At 44.7% G+C, this 20032-nt stretch carries 19 protein-coding genes and 3 pseudogenes; 18 read left to right on the top strand and 4 right to left on the bottom strand.

What is annotated here, in order from left to right; genetic code table 11:
* Positions 1 to 5: 5 nt before the first annotated feature.
* The 8 genes and pseudogenes from P3L57_RS19655 to P3L57_RS19625 all read left to right on the top strand — a co-directional run bounded on the left by P3L57_RS19655 (position 6) and on the right by P3L57_RS19625 (position 3454).
* Positions 6 to 488, top strand: a complete 483-nt coding sequence (locus P3L57_RS19655; protein WP_059292212.1) for a YxiF family protein — start codon at positions 6 to 8, stop codon at positions 486 to 488.
* 85 nt (positions 489 to 573) lie between these two features.
* Positions 574 to 638 (top strand): annotated as a pseudogene (locus P3L57_RS20810) (DNA-binding protein); the annotation flags it as partial.
* 82 nt (positions 639 to 720) lie between these two features.
* Positions 721 to 1145, top strand: a pseudogene (locus P3L57_RS19650) (YxiG family protein).
* Between the two features lie 28 nt (positions 1146 to 1173).
* Positions 1174 to 1500: pseudogene (locus P3L57_RS19645) on the top strand (DNA-binding protein); the annotation flags it as partial.
* A gap of 516 nt (positions 1501 to 2016) precedes the next feature.
* Positions 2017 to 2511: a DUF2716 domain-containing protein gene (locus P3L57_RS19640; protein WP_083244484.1), complete on the top strand. Its 495-nt coding sequence runs from the start codon at positions 2017 to 2019 to the stop codon at positions 2509 to 2511.
* 31 nt (positions 2512 to 2542) lie between these two features.
* A complete protein-coding gene (locus tag P3L57_RS19635) occupies positions 2543 to 2839 on the top strand; it encodes a YxiJ family protein (protein ID WP_069486715.1) in 297 nt (98 codons plus the stop codon).
* Between the two features lie 13 nt (positions 2840 to 2852).
* On the top strand, positions 2853 to 3305 hold the full coding sequence (locus tag P3L57_RS19630) for a hypothetical protein (RefSeq protein WP_069486716.1): 453 nt from the start codon (positions 2853 to 2855) through the stop codon (positions 3303 to 3305).
* Between the two features lie 17 nt (positions 3306 to 3322).
* Positions 3323 to 3454, top strand: coding sequence for a hypothetical protein (locus P3L57_RS19625; RefSeq protein ID WP_069486717.1), 132 nt, complete (start codon positions 3323 to 3325; stop codon positions 3452 to 3454).
* Between the two features lie 210 nt (positions 3455 to 3664).
* On the opposite strand, the gene P3L57_RS19620 is transcribed toward P3L57_RS19625, so the two are convergent.
* Together P3L57_RS19620 and P3L57_RS19615 are read right to left on the bottom strand one after the other, a co-directional pair.
* The gene (locus P3L57_RS19620) at positions 3665 to 4186 is read right to left on the bottom strand and encodes a DUF2812 domain-containing protein (protein WP_044160041.1); all 522 of its coding nucleotides are present in this window, start codon (positions 4184 to 4186) and stop codon (positions 3665 to 3667) included.
* Complete coding sequence (locus P3L57_RS19615; protein WP_059353282.1) at positions 4183 to 4524, bottom strand: helix-turn-helix transcriptional regulator; 342 nt, start codon at positions 4522 to 4524, stop codon at positions 4183 to 4185. Before P3L57_RS19615 ends, P3L57_RS19620 begins: the two co-directional genes overlap by 4 nt.
* A gap of 164 nt (positions 4525 to 4688) precedes the next feature.
* Between P3L57_RS19615 and P3L57_RS19610 the strand changes: the two genes are divergently transcribed.
* Positions 4689 to 5837, top strand: a complete 1149-nt coding sequence (locus tag P3L57_RS19610; RefSeq protein WP_069486718.1) for a rhamnogalacturonan acetylesterase — start codon at positions 4689 to 4691, stop codon at positions 5835 to 5837.
* 82 nt (positions 5838 to 5919) lie between these two features.
* A complete protein-coding gene (locus P3L57_RS19605; RefSeq protein ID WP_069486719.1) occupies positions 5920 to 7359 on the top strand; it encodes a DEAD/DEAH box helicase in 1440 nt (479 codons plus the stop codon).
* An 18-nt stretch (positions 7360 to 7377) separates the two neighbouring features.
* Here the strand turns inward: P3L57_RS19605 and P3L57_RS19600 are convergent, their stop codons facing one another.
* On the bottom strand, positions 7378 to 8661 hold the full coding sequence (locus P3L57_RS19600) for an MFS transporter (protein WP_069486720.1): 1284 nt from the start codon (positions 8659 to 8661) through the stop codon (positions 7378 to 7380).
* Positions 8662 to 8871: 210 nt separating this feature from the next.
* Between P3L57_RS19600 and P3L57_RS19595 the strand changes: the two genes are divergently transcribed.
* The 5 genes from P3L57_RS19595 (at position 8872) to P3L57_RS19575 (ending at position 15268) form a co-directional block, all read left to right on the top strand.
* On the top strand, positions 8872 to 9552 hold the full coding sequence (locus P3L57_RS19595; protein WP_069486721.1) for a hypothetical protein: 681 nt from the start codon (positions 8872 to 8874) through the stop codon (positions 9550 to 9552).
* A 96-nt stretch (positions 9553 to 9648) separates the two neighbouring features.
* Complete coding sequence (gene licT / locus P3L57_RS19590) at positions 9649 to 10482, top strand: BglG family transcription antiterminator LicT (protein ID WP_044160035.1); 834 nt, start codon at positions 9649 to 9651, stop codon at positions 10480 to 10482.
* 310 nt (positions 10483 to 10792) lie between these two features.
* Complete coding sequence (locus P3L57_RS19585) at positions 10793 to 12625, top strand: beta-glucoside-specific PTS transporter subunit IIABC (RefSeq protein WP_069486722.1); 1833 nt, start codon at positions 10793 to 10795, stop codon at positions 12623 to 12625.
* A 19-nt stretch (positions 12626 to 12644) separates the two neighbouring features.
* On the top strand, positions 12645 to 14066 hold the full coding sequence (locus P3L57_RS19580; RefSeq protein WP_069486723.1) for a glycoside hydrolase family 1 protein: 1422 nt from the start codon (positions 12645 to 12647) through the stop codon (positions 14064 to 14066).
* A 95-nt stretch (positions 14067 to 14161) separates the two neighbouring features.
* Complete coding sequence (locus P3L57_RS19575) at positions 14162 to 15268, top strand: hypothetical protein (RefSeq protein WP_059335233.1); 1107 nt, start codon at positions 14162 to 14164, stop codon at positions 15266 to 15268.
* Between the two features lie 44 nt (positions 15269 to 15312).
* Here P3L57_RS19575 and citH read toward each other — a convergent pair whose 3' ends face one another.
* Positions 15313 to 16593, bottom strand: a complete 1281-nt coding sequence (citH, locus tag P3L57_RS19570) for a citrate transporter CitH (RefSeq protein ID WP_059335232.1) — start codon at positions 16591 to 16593, stop codon at positions 15313 to 15315.
* A 208-nt stretch (positions 16594 to 16801) separates the two neighbouring features.
* Between citH and P3L57_RS19565 the strand changes: the two genes are divergently transcribed.
* The 3 genes from P3L57_RS19565 to P3L57_RS19555 all read left to right on the top strand — a co-directional run bounded on the left by P3L57_RS19565 (position 16802) and on the right by P3L57_RS19555 (position 20022).
* Complete coding sequence (locus P3L57_RS19565) at positions 16802 to 18862, top strand: catalase (protein WP_069486725.1); 2061 nt, start codon at positions 16802 to 16804, stop codon at positions 18860 to 18862.
* Between the two features lie 49 nt (positions 18863 to 18911).
* On the top strand, positions 18912 to 19199 hold the full coding sequence (locus P3L57_RS19560; RefSeq protein ID WP_044160029.1) for a hypothetical protein: 288 nt from the start codon (positions 18912 to 18914) through the stop codon (positions 19197 to 19199).
* Between the two features lie 148 nt (positions 19200 to 19347).
* A complete protein-coding gene (locus P3L57_RS19555; protein ID WP_044160028.1) occupies positions 19348 to 20022 on the top strand; it encodes a DUF3298 and DUF4163 domain-containing protein in 675 nt (224 codons plus the stop codon).
* The last annotated feature ends 10 nt before the right edge of the window (positions 20023 to 20032 follow it).

The following is a 20032-nucleotide window of genomic DNA, read 5'->3' as shown; positions in this document are numbered from 1 at the left end:
GGTAATTGAGAAGAAAATTAGATGAAAAACTTAAGGAGAATAAGAGAAAAATTTTAATAAAACAATTAAAAGAGAGATTACAATACTGCGAAAAAAAAGGATTTGTTTACCAACTAGCTGATGTAGGGCAAAGCCGCGATTTGTTGGAAGTTGTCTTATCAAATTCTATTGAAGGTACGTTGCGTGAAATGAAGGTGAATAGCAAAAAGGAGGCTGAACAGTTATTAAAAGAAACCATTGTTGCCTTGGGTTCTGAGAGCATAAATGATATTGTCTATCTATTTCATCCACATAGTGATGAAGTGGGAGCCATCAAGAGTACCCTGAAAGATTGTGTAGAGCATCTAGGCTGTTTATTAGATTTTATTGAATTTGAAGGTCAATTACTTTCTAATAGCTTTATTTTGCTAGAACCATCCTTTGCATTTGCAATCTGTTTATTTCACACCGAATATGGTTGTGAGCTCTTTTATGCAAAAAAACTGTAAGTTTATAACTAATCATTTAGTACTTTGAATACGTGGTGTCAGTTTGACCACGGTGAAGCTAATAGAAGGCATATATAAAATCAAAAGCGGGATTGATTTGAAAATTCTCCAGATGATTATTTGCATTCAACAGATGATTTAAATGATTAGATAAAACAATATACAAAGTGATATATTTTCGGCTTGATGATGACTTATGATTATCATCAAGCCTCTTTTATATACGGATTTGTTGGTATATAAACAGAGATTAGTCAGGAGGTGGAAAAATGTACAAAATAATGAACAATGGATAGATTATATTGACGGGGGATGCGATGTATTAAAGGTCGATTATCAGTTCTTTAAAAAAGAACTCTCACTCGATATTCAAGTTTTTGATGAAAACAATAATAAATATACTCATAACATTCTCTTTCAAAATGTAGCTTCTGTTTATTTTAATGCAGGTGACGGTAATATCAGATTAGAGAAAATTATTCCAGAGGAATTAGTTATCACCCGGAAGGAATCGGAAAGCTGTCAAATCCTATAATACCAGAGTATCAATCAAATGCTAATTTTCTCATTGACATAAACAGAAGATTGATATCCGTTGAGGCTGAGTTTGTTTCTTTTGATTCAAAACAATTTTATGCATATAAGGGTAAAGAGTGAGAGAATTTCTAACTTGGGAGCATAACCAATGAAAAAATTAAACATGAATAAAATCACCAACACGGACACCCAAGATTGTTTTTTCCATGCTGATGCACAGGGACGTGTCTACATTGGAAAAGGTGAGAAAGGTGATATCACCCTTTCAATCTATGACCCTACTGGTGATATTCGGGATTTCACAGTGAAAGATCAGATTGTATGCAGCGATATTCTGCTCTTTCAACAATGTGCAAATGGCTATGTTTTCGTTTATTACGATTCGCATGAGCCGAAGGTAAAGGTATTTTCAGAAGAGGGAAGAGTGAGAAGTGCTTTTTGTTTGCCTTCAGGGGTTTCCTGCTGTCTTTTGGACAAGAAACAAAACCTTTGGGTGGGTTTAAGTGATGAAGGCATTTATAGTGATGAAAACACCAATGGAAAAAGTGTGCTGTGCTTCACTTTAGACGGACAACTAAAGAAAACTCACATTGATCAACAGCTTTCAGAAATATATGCGCCCGTGGTAGATGACTGCTATGCACTTGCAGAAAAAGACGGACTGATCTACATGCTGTATTACTCTTATACAGTCGTTGCTGCGTTTGATGAGATGGACGTGAAACGAGTGTGGATTATTTCTGATAAAGATTATTCTGGGGTATATGACCAGCTTGCCATATCAAATGATGGGTTTTGGGTATGCAGAGATGAGCATTCACTGTTCCTCATCCCGGCTAATGTCAGTCAGCCGGTGCAAGAGGTGAAGTGCTGTGACTCGAACGGTGTAGCCCTAGACGTTCAACAGCTGAAACTGACAAGTAACGCTGTTTACGCAGTGACTTCTTCTGGTGTTTATAAGCAGGATATCCAATAAGGTGTTGATGAGATCATGATGAATTGGCGCGCTTTAAGTCAGACAAAACAAGACAGCATCTGGTCAGAAGTGAACCAGCTCATAAAATGGATGCCCGGAAGCAGATGTCATCACATCATCCCGCTTGATCCATATCGAGTGTTTGATATCTCAATCGGGATGAGCAGTAAAGCTGGTCGTAATGATGTAAGCGGAGTGCTGAGTGATTTAGAGACTACTATTTTAAAAGCATTTCAATCATGTACTGGGAAGAACGATGTGATGTACGCATTAGATTGGCAGCATGACGGCTATATCTTTAGCCCTCATCAGACAATGCCTAAGGATGAATTTGGCGAATGGCCTGTTCCGGTATTTCCAAACGGAGACTATTATTTCTTTTTTCATCAGGATTTTTCTTGGGGGCTTTTGGGTGATCCGTGGAAATGTACCATCACTGTGTTTGGTGAAGACCTGTTGGAGGCGATAGATAAATATCCGCCTATCCTGTTTCAAGATAGATTAGTTTGATATTTAACATGTGTCGGAGGAGAGAGTCGGCGTGTTTGAAAAACTAAGAAAAAGACAGCGGGAGCTTGAAAAAAAGCCGTATCCTGATGAATTGTACGGCTTTGAAGCGGAAATATATGAGTTTTTTATGCTTGTTGCTGGCAGTTTGGGTTATGTGCTGGCGAATAAAAGGATGCCCCGGCATCAGCGGCATTCGTTGGAGAAAAGCTTTTTTGAGCTGTATCCTGACATCCCGCCGGATATGATCAAAAACGATACTGATTTGTATCATCACATTCTTTTGTATGAGCAAGTCAGACAAGAGATTTGCGCTTCGCTATCCAACTGATAAGGAGGATTTTATGAAAAAAACCGCTATAAGCAGTATTGGCAATTTGGACATGATCGAGCTTAAGCCTGACCAAACCGTTATGTCATGCGAACTTGAAGATGCTGAGTCTTTTTATCGTTTTTGGCAGGGGCTTGCCTATGAGCGAATCATGATACAGGTGATAACGAGTGGTTCATTTATAGAAGACCTGTCAGAGTTTTTCAAAGGCTATGCTTACAAAGTGACGAAGCTGGCGAAAAGGCAATTTCATTTCCAATGCGTAGTACATGAAGCAGGCCGGAGCATTGCAGATTTTCTCTTTCTGTTAGCTTCTATCAATGATGATGTTTTTCTGATCACTGCCCCTCAACCGGATAAAAACCATTTTTCCGAAGGCAAACTCCAGTGCCTGACGGACTCGGGCGAACGGATCATGTGGTTTGAATACGATGCTGCGGACATCTATATGGTTGGCGGTAACTAAAAATAGGGGGAATTCATTTGAATATCATACAATACGAGAAATTGAAAAAGCATCTTTCTGATGCGGATACAGGCCCATTTACATTCAACGAGTTTTCTTTCTATATGAAAGAAGATGATCGTTATATTCAAATTCCTGTGTTTGAATGAAAACTATCTGCTCAAACCTGTGACATTCATTTGCGGTTTGAAGACATTAGTGCATCGAAACTGGATGACCTTGAATCCATCGATTCGGTTGAATTGGAGATTGTACCGACTGACGATCAATGGGAAAGACTCCGTTATTATGTGTATGACGAAGAAGACCAAATAAGCTTCTATTGCGGAGGTTGGGATGTGATCAAGTGTGACAAGAAGTCACACTGATTTTCCCCACTTTCCAAGCGTTCTTGCTTTTGTTGCCGCATATGTCACGAGAAACGGAAAAGTCACAACCAGGAAAGCCAAAGGCACCCAATTTGATAATCCGGTCAAATAATGGAGTGCAATTGACAAGAGAGTCAGGAAACTCAAGGTGCAGGTGACATTTCGAATGTCTTTTTCACTTCTTTTATATTTCTCTCTCATGGTGGATTGATCACTGTATATCGGCGAAGTCCCGGGCTCAGCCGAAAAGATATGCATACCTCGTGAAGAGCAAACACGTTCCCACCCGGCCGCTTCAAACATCTCGGTGTATTCCGCCAAGCTTTCTTCCCCAACATCATGATAATCAATACTGTAGATCAACTTCCGCGGCTCAGCTTTTCTAAGTTTATACCCCATAACCGCAAAAGAATCGAGCATCCAGCCTTTGCTGGCCATATCGCTGAGTTTCTTCATATCTTTTTCTTCTGAAAAAGCCAAGCCTTCAGACATCATATATTTTTTTTGTTTCATGACTGATCTCCTTTCAATTGTTGAAAAGCGCGTTCGCCGTGTTCAGCCATCACCTTTCTGCGCTGAATTTCTTTTTTGAGTAATTCTTGGCCGTGCAGGGTTGTCTGGTACACTTTGCGGCGCGGGTTTTCATTGTTGACAAGCTCAATGATCTCTTCCTGCAATAATTTCTTTAACAATGTATATAAGGTAGCTGGGCCGATCGTAAAGGAGTCATCGGTCATGTCCTCAATTTCCTGCATGATCGAATATCCGTGTTTTGGCTCCAGCAAGGTTAAGACAATATAATAGGCTGGATCGGTAAGCTGACCCATTTCCTGCGGACGTTGCTTTGGCAAGCGGTCACCTCATTTCTTATATCAACTAATGATATATCAATTATTGATATAATAAAATCTTCCTTTCCTTTTGTCAATGCCATTTTTTTCTGCATTCAGTCATCATAAAGAAACAATCACCGAGTATGCATTAATGAGTGCGTTTTCATATAGGGGGATTCTTAATGAAAAAATGGATAACGGCGGGTTTTGTGATGATGTTGTTGTTGGGTTTCAGCGGGGCGGAGAGTTTAAAGGCATCTGAGCTTAAGGTGTATCAGTTTGACTTTGGGAGCGGTTCGGCTGAGCCTGGTTACATTGGTGTCAGGGCGTCTGAGCGTTATAACCCGTCAAAGGGCTACGGTTTTCAGACGCCGGAATATATGAAGGATGTGGAGGCATCCGGGACGGGTGTGAAGAGTGATGCGGTTCAGTTTTTGGCGTATGGGACGAAAAGTGACAACACGTTTAATGTGGATCTTCCAAATGGTCTTTATGAGGTGAAGGTGACGCTGGGCAATACGGCGAGGGCAAGCGTGGCGGCGGAGGGTGTGTATCAGGTCATCAATATGACGGGAGACGGTGCGGAGGATACGTTCCAAATTCCTGTCACCGACGGGCAGCTGAATCTGCTGGTGACTGAAGGCAAGACGGGTACGGCTTTTACGCTCAGCGCCTTGAAGATCAAGAAATTGTCTGATCAGCCGGTGACAAACCGAACGATCTATGTCGGCGGCGATTCGACGGTGTGCAATTATTATCCGCTCAACAGCAGCAAGCAGGCGGGCTGGGGGCAGATGCTGCCTCACTATGTCGACAAGCGTACCTTTCAAGTGAGAAACATGGCGTCAGGCGGGCAGATTGCGAGAGGGTTTCGAAATGACGGACAGCTTGAGGCGATCTTGAAGTACATTAAACCGGGAGATTACTTTATGTTGCAGCTCGGCATTAACGATACAAACCCGAAGCATAATGAATCTGAAGCTGAATTTAAGGAGATTATGCGTGATATGATTCGCCAGGTGAAAGCGAAGGGCGCGGACGTGATTCTTTCAACACCGCAAGGCCGGGCGACAGATTTTACTTCTGAGGGCGTCCATTCCTCTGTAAACCGATGGTACAGGGCTTCTATTTTGGCTTTGGCCGAAGAAGAAAACACAAGGCTTATTGACCTGAATGTCCTCAGTTCATCTTACTTTACATCGATCGGTCCGGAAAAAACGCTCGCGCTTTATATGGATGGCGATACGCTTCATCCGAACCGCGCAGGGGCCGATGCACTGGCGCGATTGGCCGTTCAGGAACTAAAAAGACAGGGGATTGATGGCTTCTAAAACGTCATTTTTCAGCCAAAACACATACGCCGCCGGAAATTAGAGTATAATGAGAACATCTGCAAGAGACAGGAGTTTATAGATGAGTCATTTTAAAAACTATCAAATCAGTCACGACATTTTACGAGCATTGGAAGGACTGGGGTATACAGAACCGACCGAGGTGCAGCGAAACGTGATTCCGGCAGCTCTTGAACGAAAAGACCTTGTCGTCAAATCACAGACGGGAAGCGGGAAAACGGCTGCGTTTGGCATTCCTCTCTGCGAGCTGGCGGATTGGGACGAAAACAAACCGCAGGCACTGGTGCTGACGCCGACCCGTGAGCTTGCCGTGCAAGTAAAAGAGGATATCACGAACATCGGAAGATTTAAACGAATCAAAGCGACAGCTGTATTTGGAAAATCATCCTTTGATAAACAAAAAGCCGAGCTGAAGCAAAAAAGCCATATCGTTGTCGGCACACCGGGACGCGTCCTGGATCATATTGAAAAAGGCACGCTGCCGCTGGATCGCCTATCCTATCTGGTTATTGATGAAGCGGATGAGATGCTGAATATGGGCTTCATCGATCAGGTGGAGGCGATTATCAAGCATCTCCCGGTTAAGCGTACAACGATGCTGTTTTCTGCGACGCTGCCAGAGGATATTGAGAAATTAAGCCGTCAATATATGCAAAAACCAGAGCATATCGAAATCAAAGCGGCCGGCCTCACCACAAGGAATATTGAACATGCGGTGATTCAAGTCAGAGAAGAGAATAAGTTTTCTTTGCTGAAGGATGTACTCATCACTGAGAACCCGGACAGCTGCATCATTTTCTGCCGAACGAAGGAGCAAGTCAATCAGCTGACCGATGAATTGGATGACTTAGGATATCCATGCGATAAAATTCACGGCGGAATGATTCAGGAAGACCGATTCGACGTCATGAATGAATTTAAAAGAGGCGAGTACCGTTATTTAGTCGCGACAGACGTCGCCGCGCGGGGGATCGATATCGAAAATATCGCCCTTGTCATCAACTATGATTTGCCCCTTGAGAAAGAAAGCTACGTACACCGTACAGGACGGACAGGGCGAGCCGGAAATCAGGGAAAAGCGATTTCATTTGTGGCGCCGTTTGAAAAGCGGTTCCTGACTGAAATAGAAGACTATATCGGATTTGGGATTCAGAAATTGGAAGCCCCATCCCAAGAGGATGTCGCAAAAAAGAAACCGGATTTTCTCGCTAAACTGAAAGACCGTCCGAAAATCAAAAAGGACAAGAGCGAAGAGCTGAATAAAGACATTATGAAGCTGTATTTTAACGGCGGAAAGAAAAAGAAAATCAGAGCCGTTGATTTTGTCGGGACGATTGCCAAAATTGATGGTGTGTCAGCTGATGACATTGGCATCATTACGATCATGGATAACGCCTCGTACGTAGAAATTTTAAACGGAAAAGGCCCTCGTGTTCTCAAAGCCATGAAGGATACAACCGTCAAAGGGAAAAAGCTTAAGGTGAATAAAGCGAATAAATGATGAATGACCTGCTCCCAGTTAAAGGGGCAGGTCATTTTTGTGATGGCTGACATTGGTGCTGTTTTCTTCCGGCACAAAGGCAAGAATCACAATGCCGATCACAAACAAAATGATCAGGCTGAACACCGCGGTCGATGATTTTCCGGTAAGCTGGGCGGTAACGGCGATGAGCAGCGGCCCCATAATCGAGGCGAATTTTCCGAAAATGTTGTAGAAGCCGAAGAATTCATTTGCATGGTGTTTCGGGACGAGCTTGGCGAAATAGGAGCGGCTTAATGCTTGAATGCCGCCCTGCGAGGTGGCGACAAGCATGGCTAGAATCCAGAAATCAAGCGTCGTTTCCAGAAAATACGCATATACGCAGACAATCATATACATGACGATGCCAACGTACAGCATTGTTTTCCCCGTGAAGCGCTCCGCCAGTCTTCCGTATAAAATGGCAAACGGCGCGGCGACGACCTGAGTGACAAACAGGATGATCAGGAGACTTGTGGAGCTGATGCCCAAATCTGACCCGTAAGAGGTCGACATCGTAATAATGGTGCCGACTCCATCGATATAAAAGAAATAAGCAAGCAGAAAAAGGAACAGCGCCCGGTACTGCCGGATCCGTTTCATCGTTTGCCCGAGGCGTTTAAAGCTGTTGGCTATGATGCGGGGTTCTTTTTTGATGTAATAGCGCTGATGAACGTGTTTCAGCATCGGAATGGTAAACAGTCCCCACCAAGCGGCCGTTATAAAAAAGGACAGCTGGCTTGCGCCAGACACAGACATCGGAATCGTTTCTGCCTGTGCGAGCAGGATCACGGCGATGCTGAGGATAAATGGGATCGTGCTGCCGATATAGCCTAAGCCAAAGCCGCGGGCGGAGACGAGATTCATTCGCTCCTCAGGCGTGACGTCAACGAGGAAGGCGTCGTAGAATACATTGGCGCCGGAAAAACCGACAGCCGATATGGTGTAGAACAGCAGCAAAAGCAGCCAATGTTCACTTGGAATAAAGGCAAGCGCCGCGGTGCTGGCGACACCCGCTGACACAAAGAAGCCGAAGAACTTTTTTTTGCAGCCTTCATAGTCGGCGATGGTTCCTAAAATCGGGCCGAGCATGGCGAGAATAAAGGTAGAAATCGCTATCGTATAACCTAAATAAGCAGTTGATTGAGCAGCGCTGACACCGCCTTCCGCAGCGGCTGATTTATAAAACAACGGAAATACCGCGGTTGTGACGACAATGGAATAAGCAGAGTTAGCCCAGTCATATACAACCCAGCTGTTTTCTTGTTTCGTAAAACGTTTCATCTGCAGAGCCCCTCCCCAGTAACGATACTTCTATTGTACGAGAAACCGCATAGAAAAGGATGGAACCGCGGTCAATTTTTACAAAATGTTTATGTTCTATACAGGTCAAATAATACTTTTGGTTTATTGCTGACACATCATATATCTGGTACGATTTAACTATATTTTGCCGCGTTTTCCAGACGAGTTTCAGCAGAGAGGAGACAGAGCATGAGGCGAATAGGCTTGTTGATAAGCCTGCTGATCGCTGTTCTTGCGATGAGCGCATGTGAAAGCGAAAGCAATGTTCAGACCGCCGCCCATCATGATCAAAAGGCGATCAAACAAAGCATGATAAAATCACTGGGCAGCAAGAAAAAGCAAGACTTTCAGACCCTATCAAACGATATGCAGCTGGCGGTTGTTTTCAGTTCTATGGTACACGTAAGCGAGACGTTTGATTATGGGATCGGCAACCCTGAATATTTCATTCGCAGCAGCATGACAGAAGAGGAAGCAGATATAGCGAAGAAAAATCTTGAATCCATTAAACTCGAAAACGGCCGGCTCAAAAAACAAAACAGAGAGGCATTCGCAATGCTTCAGAAAACCCGCAATCAAGAAAAGAGCCGCAATGAGAATCAGCAGCTTAAAGACAATAGAGACACCTTTTTTGAGATTACCGGCAGCATGATCGCTCTCATCAATCAAGTCACACCGAAAAACGCTAAACAAACAAGAAAACAGCTGGATCAGCTGAAAAAACAATATACGAAATACAATGCCGAAAGCATCAGCTTAATGAATGGCATAGTCGAGAAGCAGGGGGCAGATAAAGAATTCTTTGAACGCCATCTTGAGGCGCTGCTTCAGAAACAGAGCGGGCAGACGGTGCTGAGTGAAGTATATTGACCGGATCGCTGCTCTTTCCCTGAAGATATTGACCTAGTACAAAAAGAATGTACAATCAAGGTGTAGTCTGTTCTTAGCTGATTGGAGGGACATGTCATGAAGATTGCGAAGGTGATCAACAATAACGTGATCAGTGTGGTCAATGAACAAGGGAGCGAATTGGTCATCATGGGCAGAGGGCTCGCGTTCCAAAAAAAGTCCGGCGACGAGGTCGATGAAGCACGCATTGAGAAGGTGTTCACTCTCGATAACAAGGATGTATCAGAGAAATTTAAAACCCTTTTGTATGAAATACCGCTTGAATGTATGGAAGTGTGTGAGGACATTATCAGCTATGCGAAATTACAGCTTGGAAAAAAGCTGAACGACAGCATCTACGTGTCGCTGACTGATCATATTAACTTTGCCATACAGCGCAATAAAAAGGGTCTTGATATCAAAAATGCGTTGCTGTGGGAAACCAAACGGCTGTACAAAGATGAGTTTGCGATCGGCAAAGAAGCGCTGCACATGGTGAAAAACAAGACAGGTGTTTCCCTTCCGGAGGATGAAGCAGGTTTTATTGCCCTCCATATCGTGAATGCCGAACTCAATGAAGAGATGCCCAATATCATGAACATTACAAAAGTGATGCAAGAGATTTTAAGTATTGTAAAATATCATTTTAATATTGAATTTGATGAAGAATCGCTGCATTATTACCGGTTTGTCACTCACCTGAAGTTTTTCGCGCAGCGTCTTTTTAACGGAACCTACCTGGAAAGCCAGGACGATTTTTTGCTGGAAACGGTGAAAGAAAAATATCATCGCGCGTATGACTGCACGAAGAAAATCAAAGCGTATATGGAACACGAATATGAACACAAACTCACCAGGGACGAGCTGCTGTACTTAACGATTCATATTGAAAGGGTCGTCAAACAAACATGATGAAAGCGTTGACATTTTTATTTTCGTGTGTTAATTTCTTCTTACATCAATATATTATGATTTTAGGATTGTTACTGATAAGCAGGCAAAACCTAAATTACGATGAGTGCGGAGGATCTCTGTCTGCGCTGGTGGTAATTTAGGTTTTTATTTTTTTCAGGGGATGGTGATGGAGCAAAATTGAAGAAAAATCGAATGATGAAGTCTTATAGGATTGTTACTGGTCAGCAGGCAAAACCTAAACTACTTGTTCCTATTGTGGCAGGGGTAGTTTAGGTTTTTTATTTTTCAGCGGAAGGGATGAGGGGAAATGGGGATTCAGGCAGCAGCCAGAGACATTTTACAATTGGTCGGCGGGGAAGAAAATGTGTGTTCACTTGTACATTGTGCGACGCGCTTGCGTTTTACGCTGAACGACCGCTCAAAAGCAGACAAAGAAAAAATAGAAGCTTTAGACGATGTCGTGACTGTTGTGGAAAGCGGCGGGCAGTTTCAGGTGGTCATCGGTAATCATGTTTCCGAGGTGTATCGCGAGATTGGAAAGATATCAAGTGTGCTGCAGGATGACCAAACAGAGCGTTCTGCTCAGAAAGGGAATCTGTTCGGCCGTCTGGTTGATATCGTATCGAGCATTTTTACGCCTTTGCTTGGCGTGATGGCGGGAGCGGGAATTTTAAAGGGCCTGCTTATGATCTGTACAAATGCCGGCTGGCTCAAAACTGAGGATACAACTTACACGATTTTATATGCCGCCGCGGACAGCCTGTTTTATTTTCTGCCATTGCTGCTTGCGATTACAGCTGCCCGAAAATTCGGCGCAAACGTGTTTGTGTCTGTCACGGTTGCCGGGGCGCTCATCTATCCAACCATTATTGAACTGAAGAATGGCAATGCGGATACCGATTTTTTTGGCATTCCCGTTGTTTTAATGAATTACACATCAACCGTTATACCGATCATCCTGGCGATTTTCGTGATGAGCTGCATGGAGAAGTTTCTAAACAGGCTGATTCATGACAGTGTAAAAACCTTCATCACGCCGCTGATCTGTTTAGTGATGGTCGTGCCGCTCACATTAATCGTGTTCGGGCCGATTGGCGTAAATGCCGGAAATGGCATCGCGGCTGTGATTCTGGCGATCTTTCATTTTAATCCAATGCTGGCCGGTGCCGTGATCGCAGCCCTTTGGCAGATCCTTGTCATCTTTGGCATTCACTGGGGCATCGTGCCGGTTATTTTAAACAATATTGCGGTCAACGGGCAGGATTCTATCAAACCGGCTACAGCAGCAGCTGTGTTTGCCCAAACAGGTGCCGCCATCGGGGTCATGTTAAAAACGAAAAATAAAAAATTGAAGGCGCTTGCGGGTTCCGCCGCAGTCACCGGAATTTTCGGCATTACGGAGCCTGCCGTTTATGGGGTGACGCTCAGACTGAAAAAACCTTTTGTATGCGGTGTCATCAGTGCGGCTGTTGGCGGGGCGATTATCGGGCAGGCTCACAGTGTGGCCATCGCTTCAGGTGCGCCGGGTCTATTGACCATCCCGATTTTCTACGGACAGGGGTTTGCAGGCTTTATCTTGGGAATCTCGGTATCTTTTATTCTCTCAATCATCCTAACGTACATTGTCGGATTTGAAGATCCTGCGGAAAAAGCAGATGCCAAAACGGAACCGCCAGCACCTGCCACACATCATGAGCAGATCAGCAGTCCATTAGAAGGAAGCGTGATTCCGTTAGCGGAAGTGAAGGATAAGGTGTTCGCATCGGAGACGCTTGGAAAGGGAATTGCGATTTTGCCGGAGAAAGGCCGGCTGGTGGCTCCGGCAGATGGCGTGATAACGACTGTTTTCCCGACTGGCCATGCATTCGGCATGATCACCCATCAGGAAACAGAAATCCTGATTCACCTCGGATTTGATACGGTGAAGCTGGAAGGTAAACACTTTTATCCTAAAGTGGTGCAGGGGCAAGCCGTCAAACAAGGCGATCTGCTGGCTGAATTTGATTTAGAGGAGTTAATAAAGGCAGGGTTTGATATGAACACGCCGATCATCATCACAAACACAGATCAATATACCGACGTCATTCAAACTGATCAAAAGCAAGTCAAAACAGAAGAAAGAATTCTTTCTTTAATCTAAAGCATTGGAGGAACAGACGATGAACTATAACAAACTTGCGGCATTTCCGGAGAACTTTTTGTGGGGAGCATCAACTTCTGCTTATCAGGTTGAAGGCGCGTGGAACGAAGATGGAAAGGGACCTTCAGTGATTGACGCCCGCGACAGCTATCCTGAGGGAACGACTGATTTTAAGGTAGCCAGCGATCATTATCACCGTTATAAAGAAGACGTTGCGCTGTTTGCTGAAATGGGCTTTAAAGCATACCGTTTTTCTATCGCCTGGACGCGCATTATTCCTGATGGCGACGGAGACATCAATCCAAAAGGGATTGAATTTTACAGCAATCTGATTGATGAGCTGCTCAAATATAAGATTGAACCGATCGTCACGATGTATCACTTTGATCTGCCGAATGCATTGCAGGAAAAAGGAGGCTGGTCAAAGCGATCTGTAATTGACGCTTTTGAACGGTATTCGAAGGTGCTGTTTGAACACTTCGGTGACCGTGTCAAGTACTGGCTGACAATCAATGAACAAAACATGATGATCCTGCATGGAAGTGCGCTGGGCACACTTGATCCGAATCTGAAAAACCCGAAAAAAGAACTGTATCAGCAAAATCACCACATGCTGGTGGCACAGGCGAAGGCTATGAATCTATGCCATGAGATGCTGCCGGAAGCCAAGATCGGTCCAGCTCCGAACATTGCGCTGATTTACCCGGCATCTTCAAAACCGGAAGATGTTGTCGCAGCCTTCAACTACAATGCAATCCGCAACTGGCTCTATTTAGATATGGCGGTTCACGGGCGTTATAACACGACAGCTTGGGCATATATGAAAGAAAAAGGCTATACGCCAGTCATTGAAGATGGTGATATGGAGATTCTGCGATCTGCGAAGCCTGATTTTATCGCATTTAACTACTACACGTCTCAAACGGCGGAAGCAAGCAGAGGCGACGGCTCGGACGAAGCAGCGCGCGGAGGAGACCAGCATTTGAAAACGGGAGAAGACGGCGTCTACCGCGGCAGCGCCAACCCGAACCTGGAGAAAAACGATTTCGGCTGGGAAATTGATCCGGTTGGCTTCCGTTCCACACTTCGTGAAATCTATGACCGCTACCAGCTGCCATTGATCATCACAGAAAACGGGTTAGGCGCTTTCGATCAACTCGAAGAAAACGATACGGTTAATGACGATTACCGGATTGATTATGTAAAGCAGCACATTGAACAAATTCAATGGGCGATGACAGACGGCGTTGACGTATTCGGCTACTCACCGTGGTCTGCGATTGACTTAATTTCCACCCACCAGGGCTGTTCTAAACGCTACGGCTTCATCTATGTCAATCGTGATGAATTCGACCTGAAAGACCTGCGCCGTATTCGCAAGAAAAGCTTTTATTGGTATAAAGAGCTGATTGCTTCGAATGGCGCGTCATTGAACGGATAGAAAAAATAAACAATTTATGAAAATAAATATATTTATGTAAATGATCCGAGCCCCTTGCCGATATGTATAGTATAAAATTGGAAAGGGGTTTGTATATGAAGAACAAAAAAATTGTTTCACTGCCTTTTTTGTGTACTGTGTTGCTTGTTGTTTTTAGCTTATGTCTGAATTCAAATGCTGCCTCAGCGCAAAGTGTGTTAAAAGATAAACCAATTATGGAGCAGCAGGAAAAACTGAAAAAACAAAAGGAAACTGAGGGTGTTTCATTAAATCAAGCGAAGCAAGTAAGCTTTAAAACGGACAATACAACAGAAAAGCTGAAAGTGAAGAAGCCTTCGAATGAGAATGGTTTTAAAACAAGTTCCATGTACAACTCCGATGACCAGGTTTTCAATACAACCTCTGTCCTTGATGAAAATAATCCTGATGATATGTACTTTTTCAGTACTTCGTCAGATCGAACCCTTATCACAAGAATTCTTTCAGACAACAGCGATTACCATCTGAAATTGTATGTTGTCAATTGGGATACAGGAGAAGCTCAGCCGTCTAATATATCTATGGCAGCAGGGAACTTAGTGCTTTTAAAAGAGCTTCCCGCTGGCGATTATATGATCCGGGTTTACTCTGAAGGAACGACGGGAGATTCATATAACATTCAGTTAAACGCGAAAAACCCTTCAAATTATTCAAGTGTAAAATCGGTAACGTCTAATTTACAAGCCTTTGTTGCTGAGTATGGAGACGGTTCCGTTTATGCTAATGGTACACTGCTGTACAATTCTAGTACGAAAACATCTTCATTAGACTGGGAAAGAGAATATTATTTTTCCTATGGAGGCGGGTATAATCAGCGCACCCATTCCATTTCTGATGTGAAGGTTAAAAATATTTCTGACCCTGTCACTTATCATTCGAGTTATGCAAGTTCAAGCTCAGCCATCATGGTTTACTTAGACACAGGCACGCTTTTTATGCATCATGTATCAGCTTATCAGTCCGGGGTAGGTTATGATGATTCTTTCCTTGATACGTTAGGTAAAAAAACACCTAGAAGGCTTGATGCGGATGATCAGAACTATGGGGACCATATATTAATCGTTGATCTGAAAACCGGCAAAGCGATAGACTTTTTCAGTGTTTTAAATTACTACTATGCTTCAGGTGCTGAAAGCTTGCCTGTCATAAAATATATCAATTAAATTACCAAAAAAGGATTTCCGGAAGCGGAAATCCTTTTCTCACATTAAAACGAAATAATCCCAATCAGCAGTGCCGCAATCGTCATCACAATGGTTGTTCCCACGGCCCATTTGATCGTGAATTTTTGATGGTCGCCAAAGCTGACACCCGCCATTCCGACCAATAAATAAGTGGAAGGAACGAGAGGACTGAGCAAATGCACAGGCTGGCCCAGCAAAGAGGCTCTGCCGATTTCTGCGGCATCTATTCCGTAAGCAGCGGCGGCTTCTGTGATAATTGGCAGAACACCGAAGTAAAAGGCGTCATTCGACATAAAAAAGGTAAATGGCATGCTGACGATGGCTGTAATCAAGGGCAGATGCGGACCCATGGCGTCAGGGATGAGTGATACGAGAGAATGCGCCATGGCGTCTACCATTTTTGTGCCCGACAAAATGCCTGTGAAAATGCCGGCGGCAAACACCATGGAGACAACGTTTAACGCATTACCCGCATGCGCCGAGATTCGTTTCTGCTGCTCTTTTACATTTGGATAGTTCACCATCAAGGCGACAGCAAATGCGATCATAAAAAGAACAGGGAGCGGGAGCAGGCTGGTGATCAAAGCCGCCATCAGCACGACAGTCAGCAGCAGGTTAAACCACTGGAGAGCGGGTCGTTTGAGCGGCGCTGTATCCGGATCGGACGCGTGCTGGTGTTCAATTGAAATGACACCGAGCCGTTTCCGTTCTTTTTTTCCAAGAATATAGGCTGCGGCAAGCACCCAGAGAATGCCGGCGATCATAGCAGGAATCAGCGGAGTGAAGACTTCTGACGTGTCCAATTTTAGAGAAGCCAACACCCTTGCAGTCGGTCCTCCCCACGGAATAATATTCATGACTCCCGATCCGAGCATTGCAATTCCCGCCAACACCAGCCGGTTCATGCCGAGCCGTTTGTATAGCGGAAGCATCGCAGCAATGGTAATCATGTACGTTGTTGTCCCATCTCCGTCCAGCGAAATGGTCATCGTCAACACCGCTGTGCCGACAGCGATTTTTAATGGATCTCCTTTCACAAGGGATAAGATTTTGGCAATGAGCGGATCGAACAAACCTGAATCAATCATGATGCCGAAATACAGGATCGCAAATAATAGCATGATGCCTGTCGGAGCGAGGCCTGTTACACCCTGAAGCATCATATCGCCCAGGTCTTTGCCGAATCCGCTGATCAGGGCAAACACAACAGGAACGACAATCAAGGCAATAAGAGCGGAAAGCCGGTTAGACATAATAAGATACATGAAGACAATGATCATCACAAAACCGAGTATCGCAAGCACGATATGACCTCCCCCATTCAACAGCACAATTATAGTAAGCGCTTCCGCACTTCGAGAAGGCTTATTTCAAATATTTATGACCTCATGTTGACAAGTAGACCTCAAAACCTAGAGAGCAGATGAGCAGTTTATATACAGATCGCCCCGGGTAAATGTGCTGTAGAATGTTTATTTTTTGAGATCTGCAATAGGAAAAGGGGGAGCAGACATGAGTGATGATCAAAACAAACGAGTCAATGAACACTCAAAAGACGAGCAGCTCGAACAGTACAGGGTTGATAACAGCGGAAAGAAAATGACGACAAACCAAGGCGTACGGGTGTCTGAGGACGAACATTCGTTAAAAGCCGGAGTTCGCGGCCCGACGTTGATGGAGGATTTTCACTTTCGGGAGAAGATGACCCATTTTGACCATGAGAGAATCCCTGAACGGATCGTGCACGCGCGCGGGTATGGCGTGCATGGCTTTTTTCAGGTTTACGAACCGATGACAGAATTCACCCGGGCGAAATTTCTTCAGGACCCTTCGGTGAAGACACCGGTATTTGTCCGGTTTTCAACAGTTGCGGGCTCCAAAGGCTCCGCTGACACGGTGCGTGACGCCAGAGGCTTTGCGACGAAATTCTATACCGAAGAAGGAAACTATGATCTAGTAGGCAATAATATCCCGGTGTTCTTTATTCAGGATGCGATCAAGTTCCCGGATTTGGTGCATGCGTTTAAGCCTGAGCCGCACAATGAAATGCCCCAGGCCGCGACAGCTCATGATACGTTTTGGGACTTTGTCGCCAATAATCCAGAGTCTGCTCACATGGTGATGTGGACGATGTCTGACAGAGGCATTCCCCGCAGCTACCGGATGATGGAGGGCTTTGGCGTTCACACGTTCCGTTTTGTGAACGAACAAGGAAAGGCGCGTTTCGTGAAATTCCATTGGAAGCCGGTGCTCGGCGTACATTCCCTCGTATGGGATGAAGCGCAGAAAATTGCCGGAAAAGACCCTGATTTCCACCGCCGCGACCTGTGGGAAACGATTGAAAACGGCGGCGTTGTTGAATATGAGCTAGGCGTGCAGATGATAGATGAAGAAGATGAATTCAACTTTGATTTTGATATTCTTGATCCGACGAAGCTTTGGCCGGAAGAGCTTGTACCGGTGAAGATCATTGGGAAAATGACGCTGAACCGCAACCAGGATAATGTGTTTGCGGAAACAGAACAAGTCGCATTCCACCCGGGAAATGTCGTGCCGGGCATCGACTTCACAAATGACCCGCTGCTGCAGGGACGGCTTTTCTCTTATACGGATACACAGCTGATCCGTCTTGGCGGCCCGAACTTCCACGAGATTCCGATTAACCGCCCGGTATGTCCGTTCCATAACAACCAGTACGACGGTTATCACCGGATGACCATCAACAAGGGGCCGGTCGCTTATCATAAAAACTCTCTGCAGAACAATGACCCGTCTCCTGCGTCAGCCGAAGAAGACGGTTATGTCCACTATCAGGAGAAAGTAGAAGGCAGAAAAATCCGCCAGCGGAGCGACAGTTTCAATAATTACTACTCACAGGCAAAACTGTTCTGGAACAGCATGTCTCCTGTGGAGAAACAGCACATCATTTCTGCTTTCTGCTTCGAGGTCGGGAAGGTCAAAAGTAAAGACGTACAGCGGCAGGTCGTTGATGTCTTCAGCAATGTCGATGCAGATTTAGCAGAAGAAATCGCCAAAGGAGTAGGCGTGGCGCCGCCGGCGAAACGCAAAGCATCAAAAGAAATCCTTACCTCACCTGCGTTAAGCCAAGCCCGTACAGTGAAAACAGCGTCAACGAGAAAAGTCGCGGTTCTCGCCGGCAATGGTTTTGATGAAAAAGAACTGCAAACAGTGCTGGATGCCTTAAAACAAGAAGGGATCACAGCGGATATCATCAGTCAAGCGCTGGGGTACATCACAAGCGGCGCCGGACAGCAGCTTGAGGTCAGCGGCACATTCCTGACGGTTGATTCTGTTCTGTATGATGCCGTTTATGCCGCAGGAGGACCTGAATTAAAAGAAGATAAACAAGCGATGGCGTTTATCAGAGAAGCCTACAATCACTATAAGGCGGTCGGCGCGGCAAACGAAGGAGTTGACCTCCTCAAATCGGCTGTCGGCACAACAGAGGGGCCGGGCGTTGTGTCAGCAAAAGACGAAGATGATTACACCGGCTTCAGCAAAGCGTTTATCGAAGCGGTTGCCGCCCACCGCCATTGGGATAGACGAATTTGATTCGCTCCTGTATCTTAGAGGAAGATACTTTTCATAAGGAGCATGACATATGAACGAAAAACAGCTCGCAGAGGCTTACGAGCGCGACGAAAATATGATGATATTAGTGTTCGCCCAATGGTGTGTGAACCATGATCTTGATCCGTTGGAGCTATATGCCAAAGCATATCCGCAGCAAAAGCTGAATGAAAGCTTGAAAAAAACAGTGGAAGAACTGATCGTGCCGAAGAACGAGTCAGAACACATACCTGACCAGACCGTCATCGCGGTGTTGGAGATGTTTGGGAATATTGATTTGGCACAAGCGGTTCACGAAGTGATTGCCGGGCGTAAATAGTAAAAAAGAGACAATTTATTGTCTCTTTTTTATTGGGAAAATCGAGCAGATAGACCTAGAAACTTCTTTTCACCTCATCAGTCTATAAAAGTGTGCGTTGCAGAAAAAAGGGAATGATAAACAAAGAACATCGAAAAGGGGAGATTGTATGAAATGGAACAAAATGATGAAATGCGCGGTAGCTGCTGCTGTTTTGCTTTTTAGTGTATTTGCATATGCGGCCCCATCTTTACAAGCGGTTCAAGCGAAAACGCCGACTGTCAGCAGCCATACGTACAAAAAGATCAAGGAATTAAAGTATCCTCAGGTTCATCACATCGGGAATGCCGCATTTGAAAAGAACATCAATCAAGAGCTGAAAGCCTATATTGAACAATCGTATCAGGAATACCTGAAAAACAAAAAAGCAGGCGAACAGCAGGGCTTCAACGCGGAATATCAAACATCCTTCAGCGTCAAATATAATGCAGCGGGCAAGCTCAGCATTCAAACGCTCAATTATATCTATTCAGGCGGCGCCCATGGTTTAACGTCTGTTCAGTCCTTCAACTATGACTTGAAAACACAAAAGCGGGTGACGCTGAATCAGATTCTGAATACCAAAACAAAAGTCAGCAAAACGAAAGATTACCTATACAGCTACATCAAAAAACATGACACGCTGTTTTTTCCTGATGTAAAGAAAGAGGATATTACCCTTAACCAAGACACAACGTTTTACTTTACGAAAAACGGAATCGCCATCGTCTTCGGCCAGTATGACTTAGGACCATATGCAGCCGGAATCCGAGATGTGCAGGTGCCTTCCTCTATTTATCAATAATCAAAAGAGC

The organism is Bacillus sp. B28 (assembly GCF_029536185.1).
GTDB lineage: Bacteria > Bacillota > Bacilli > Bacillales > Bacillaceae > Bacillus > Bacillus halotolerans.
This window is presented reverse-complemented; position numbering and strand designations above follow the sequence as displayed.

Coding starts and splice junctions, on each gene's coding strand:
- P3L57_RS19605 (WP_069486719.1), top strand. CDS start 5,920: ATGAGTCATTTTAAAAACTATCAAATCAGTCACGACATTTTACGAGCA.
- P3L57_RS19640 (WP_083244484.1), top strand. CDS start 2,017: ATGATGAATTGGCGCGCTTTAAGTCAGACAAAACAAGACAGCATCTGG.
- P3L57_RS19585 (WP_069486722.1), top strand. CDS start 10,793: ATGGGGATTCAGGCAGCAGCCAGAGACATTTTACAATTGGTCGGCGGG.
- P3L57_RS19620 (WP_044160041.1), bottom strand. CDS start 4,186: ATGAAACAAAAAAAATATATGATGTCTGAAGGCTTGGCTTTTTCAGAA.
- P3L57_RS19555 (WP_044160028.1), top strand. CDS start 19,348: ATGAAATGGAACAAAATGATGAAATGCGCGGTAGCTGCTGCTGTTTTG.
- P3L57_RS19560 (WP_044160029.1), top strand. CDS start 18,912: ATGAACGAAAAACAGCTCGCAGAGGCTTACGAGCGCGACGAAAATATG.
- P3L57_RS19565 (WP_069486725.1), top strand. CDS start 16,802: ATGAGTGATGATCAAAACAAACGAGTCAATGAACACTCAAAAGACGAG.
- P3L57_RS19595 (WP_069486721.1), top strand. CDS start 8,872: ATGAGGCGAATAGGCTTGTTGATAAGCCTGCTGATCGCTGTTCTTGCG.
- P3L57_RS19630 (WP_069486716.1), top strand. CDS start 2,853: ATGAAAAAAACCGCTATAAGCAGTATTGGCAATTTGGACATGATCGAG.
- P3L57_RS19610 (WP_069486718.1), top strand. CDS start 4,689: ATGAAAAAATGGATAACGGCGGGTTTTGTGATGATGTTGTTGTTGGGT.
- licT (WP_044160035.1), top strand. CDS start 9,649: ATGAAGATTGCGAAGGTGATCAACAATAACGTGATCAGTGTGGTCAAT.
- P3L57_RS19600 (WP_069486720.1), bottom strand. CDS start 8,661: ATGAAACGTTTTACGAAACAAGAAAACAGCTGGGTTGTATATGACTGG.
- P3L57_RS19580 (WP_069486723.1), top strand. CDS start 12,645: ATGAACTATAACAAACTTGCGGCATTTCCGGAGAACTTTTTGTGGGGA.
- P3L57_RS19575 (WP_059335233.1), top strand. CDS start 14,162: ATGAAGAACAAAAAAATTGTTTCACTGCCTTTTTTGTGTACTGTGTTG.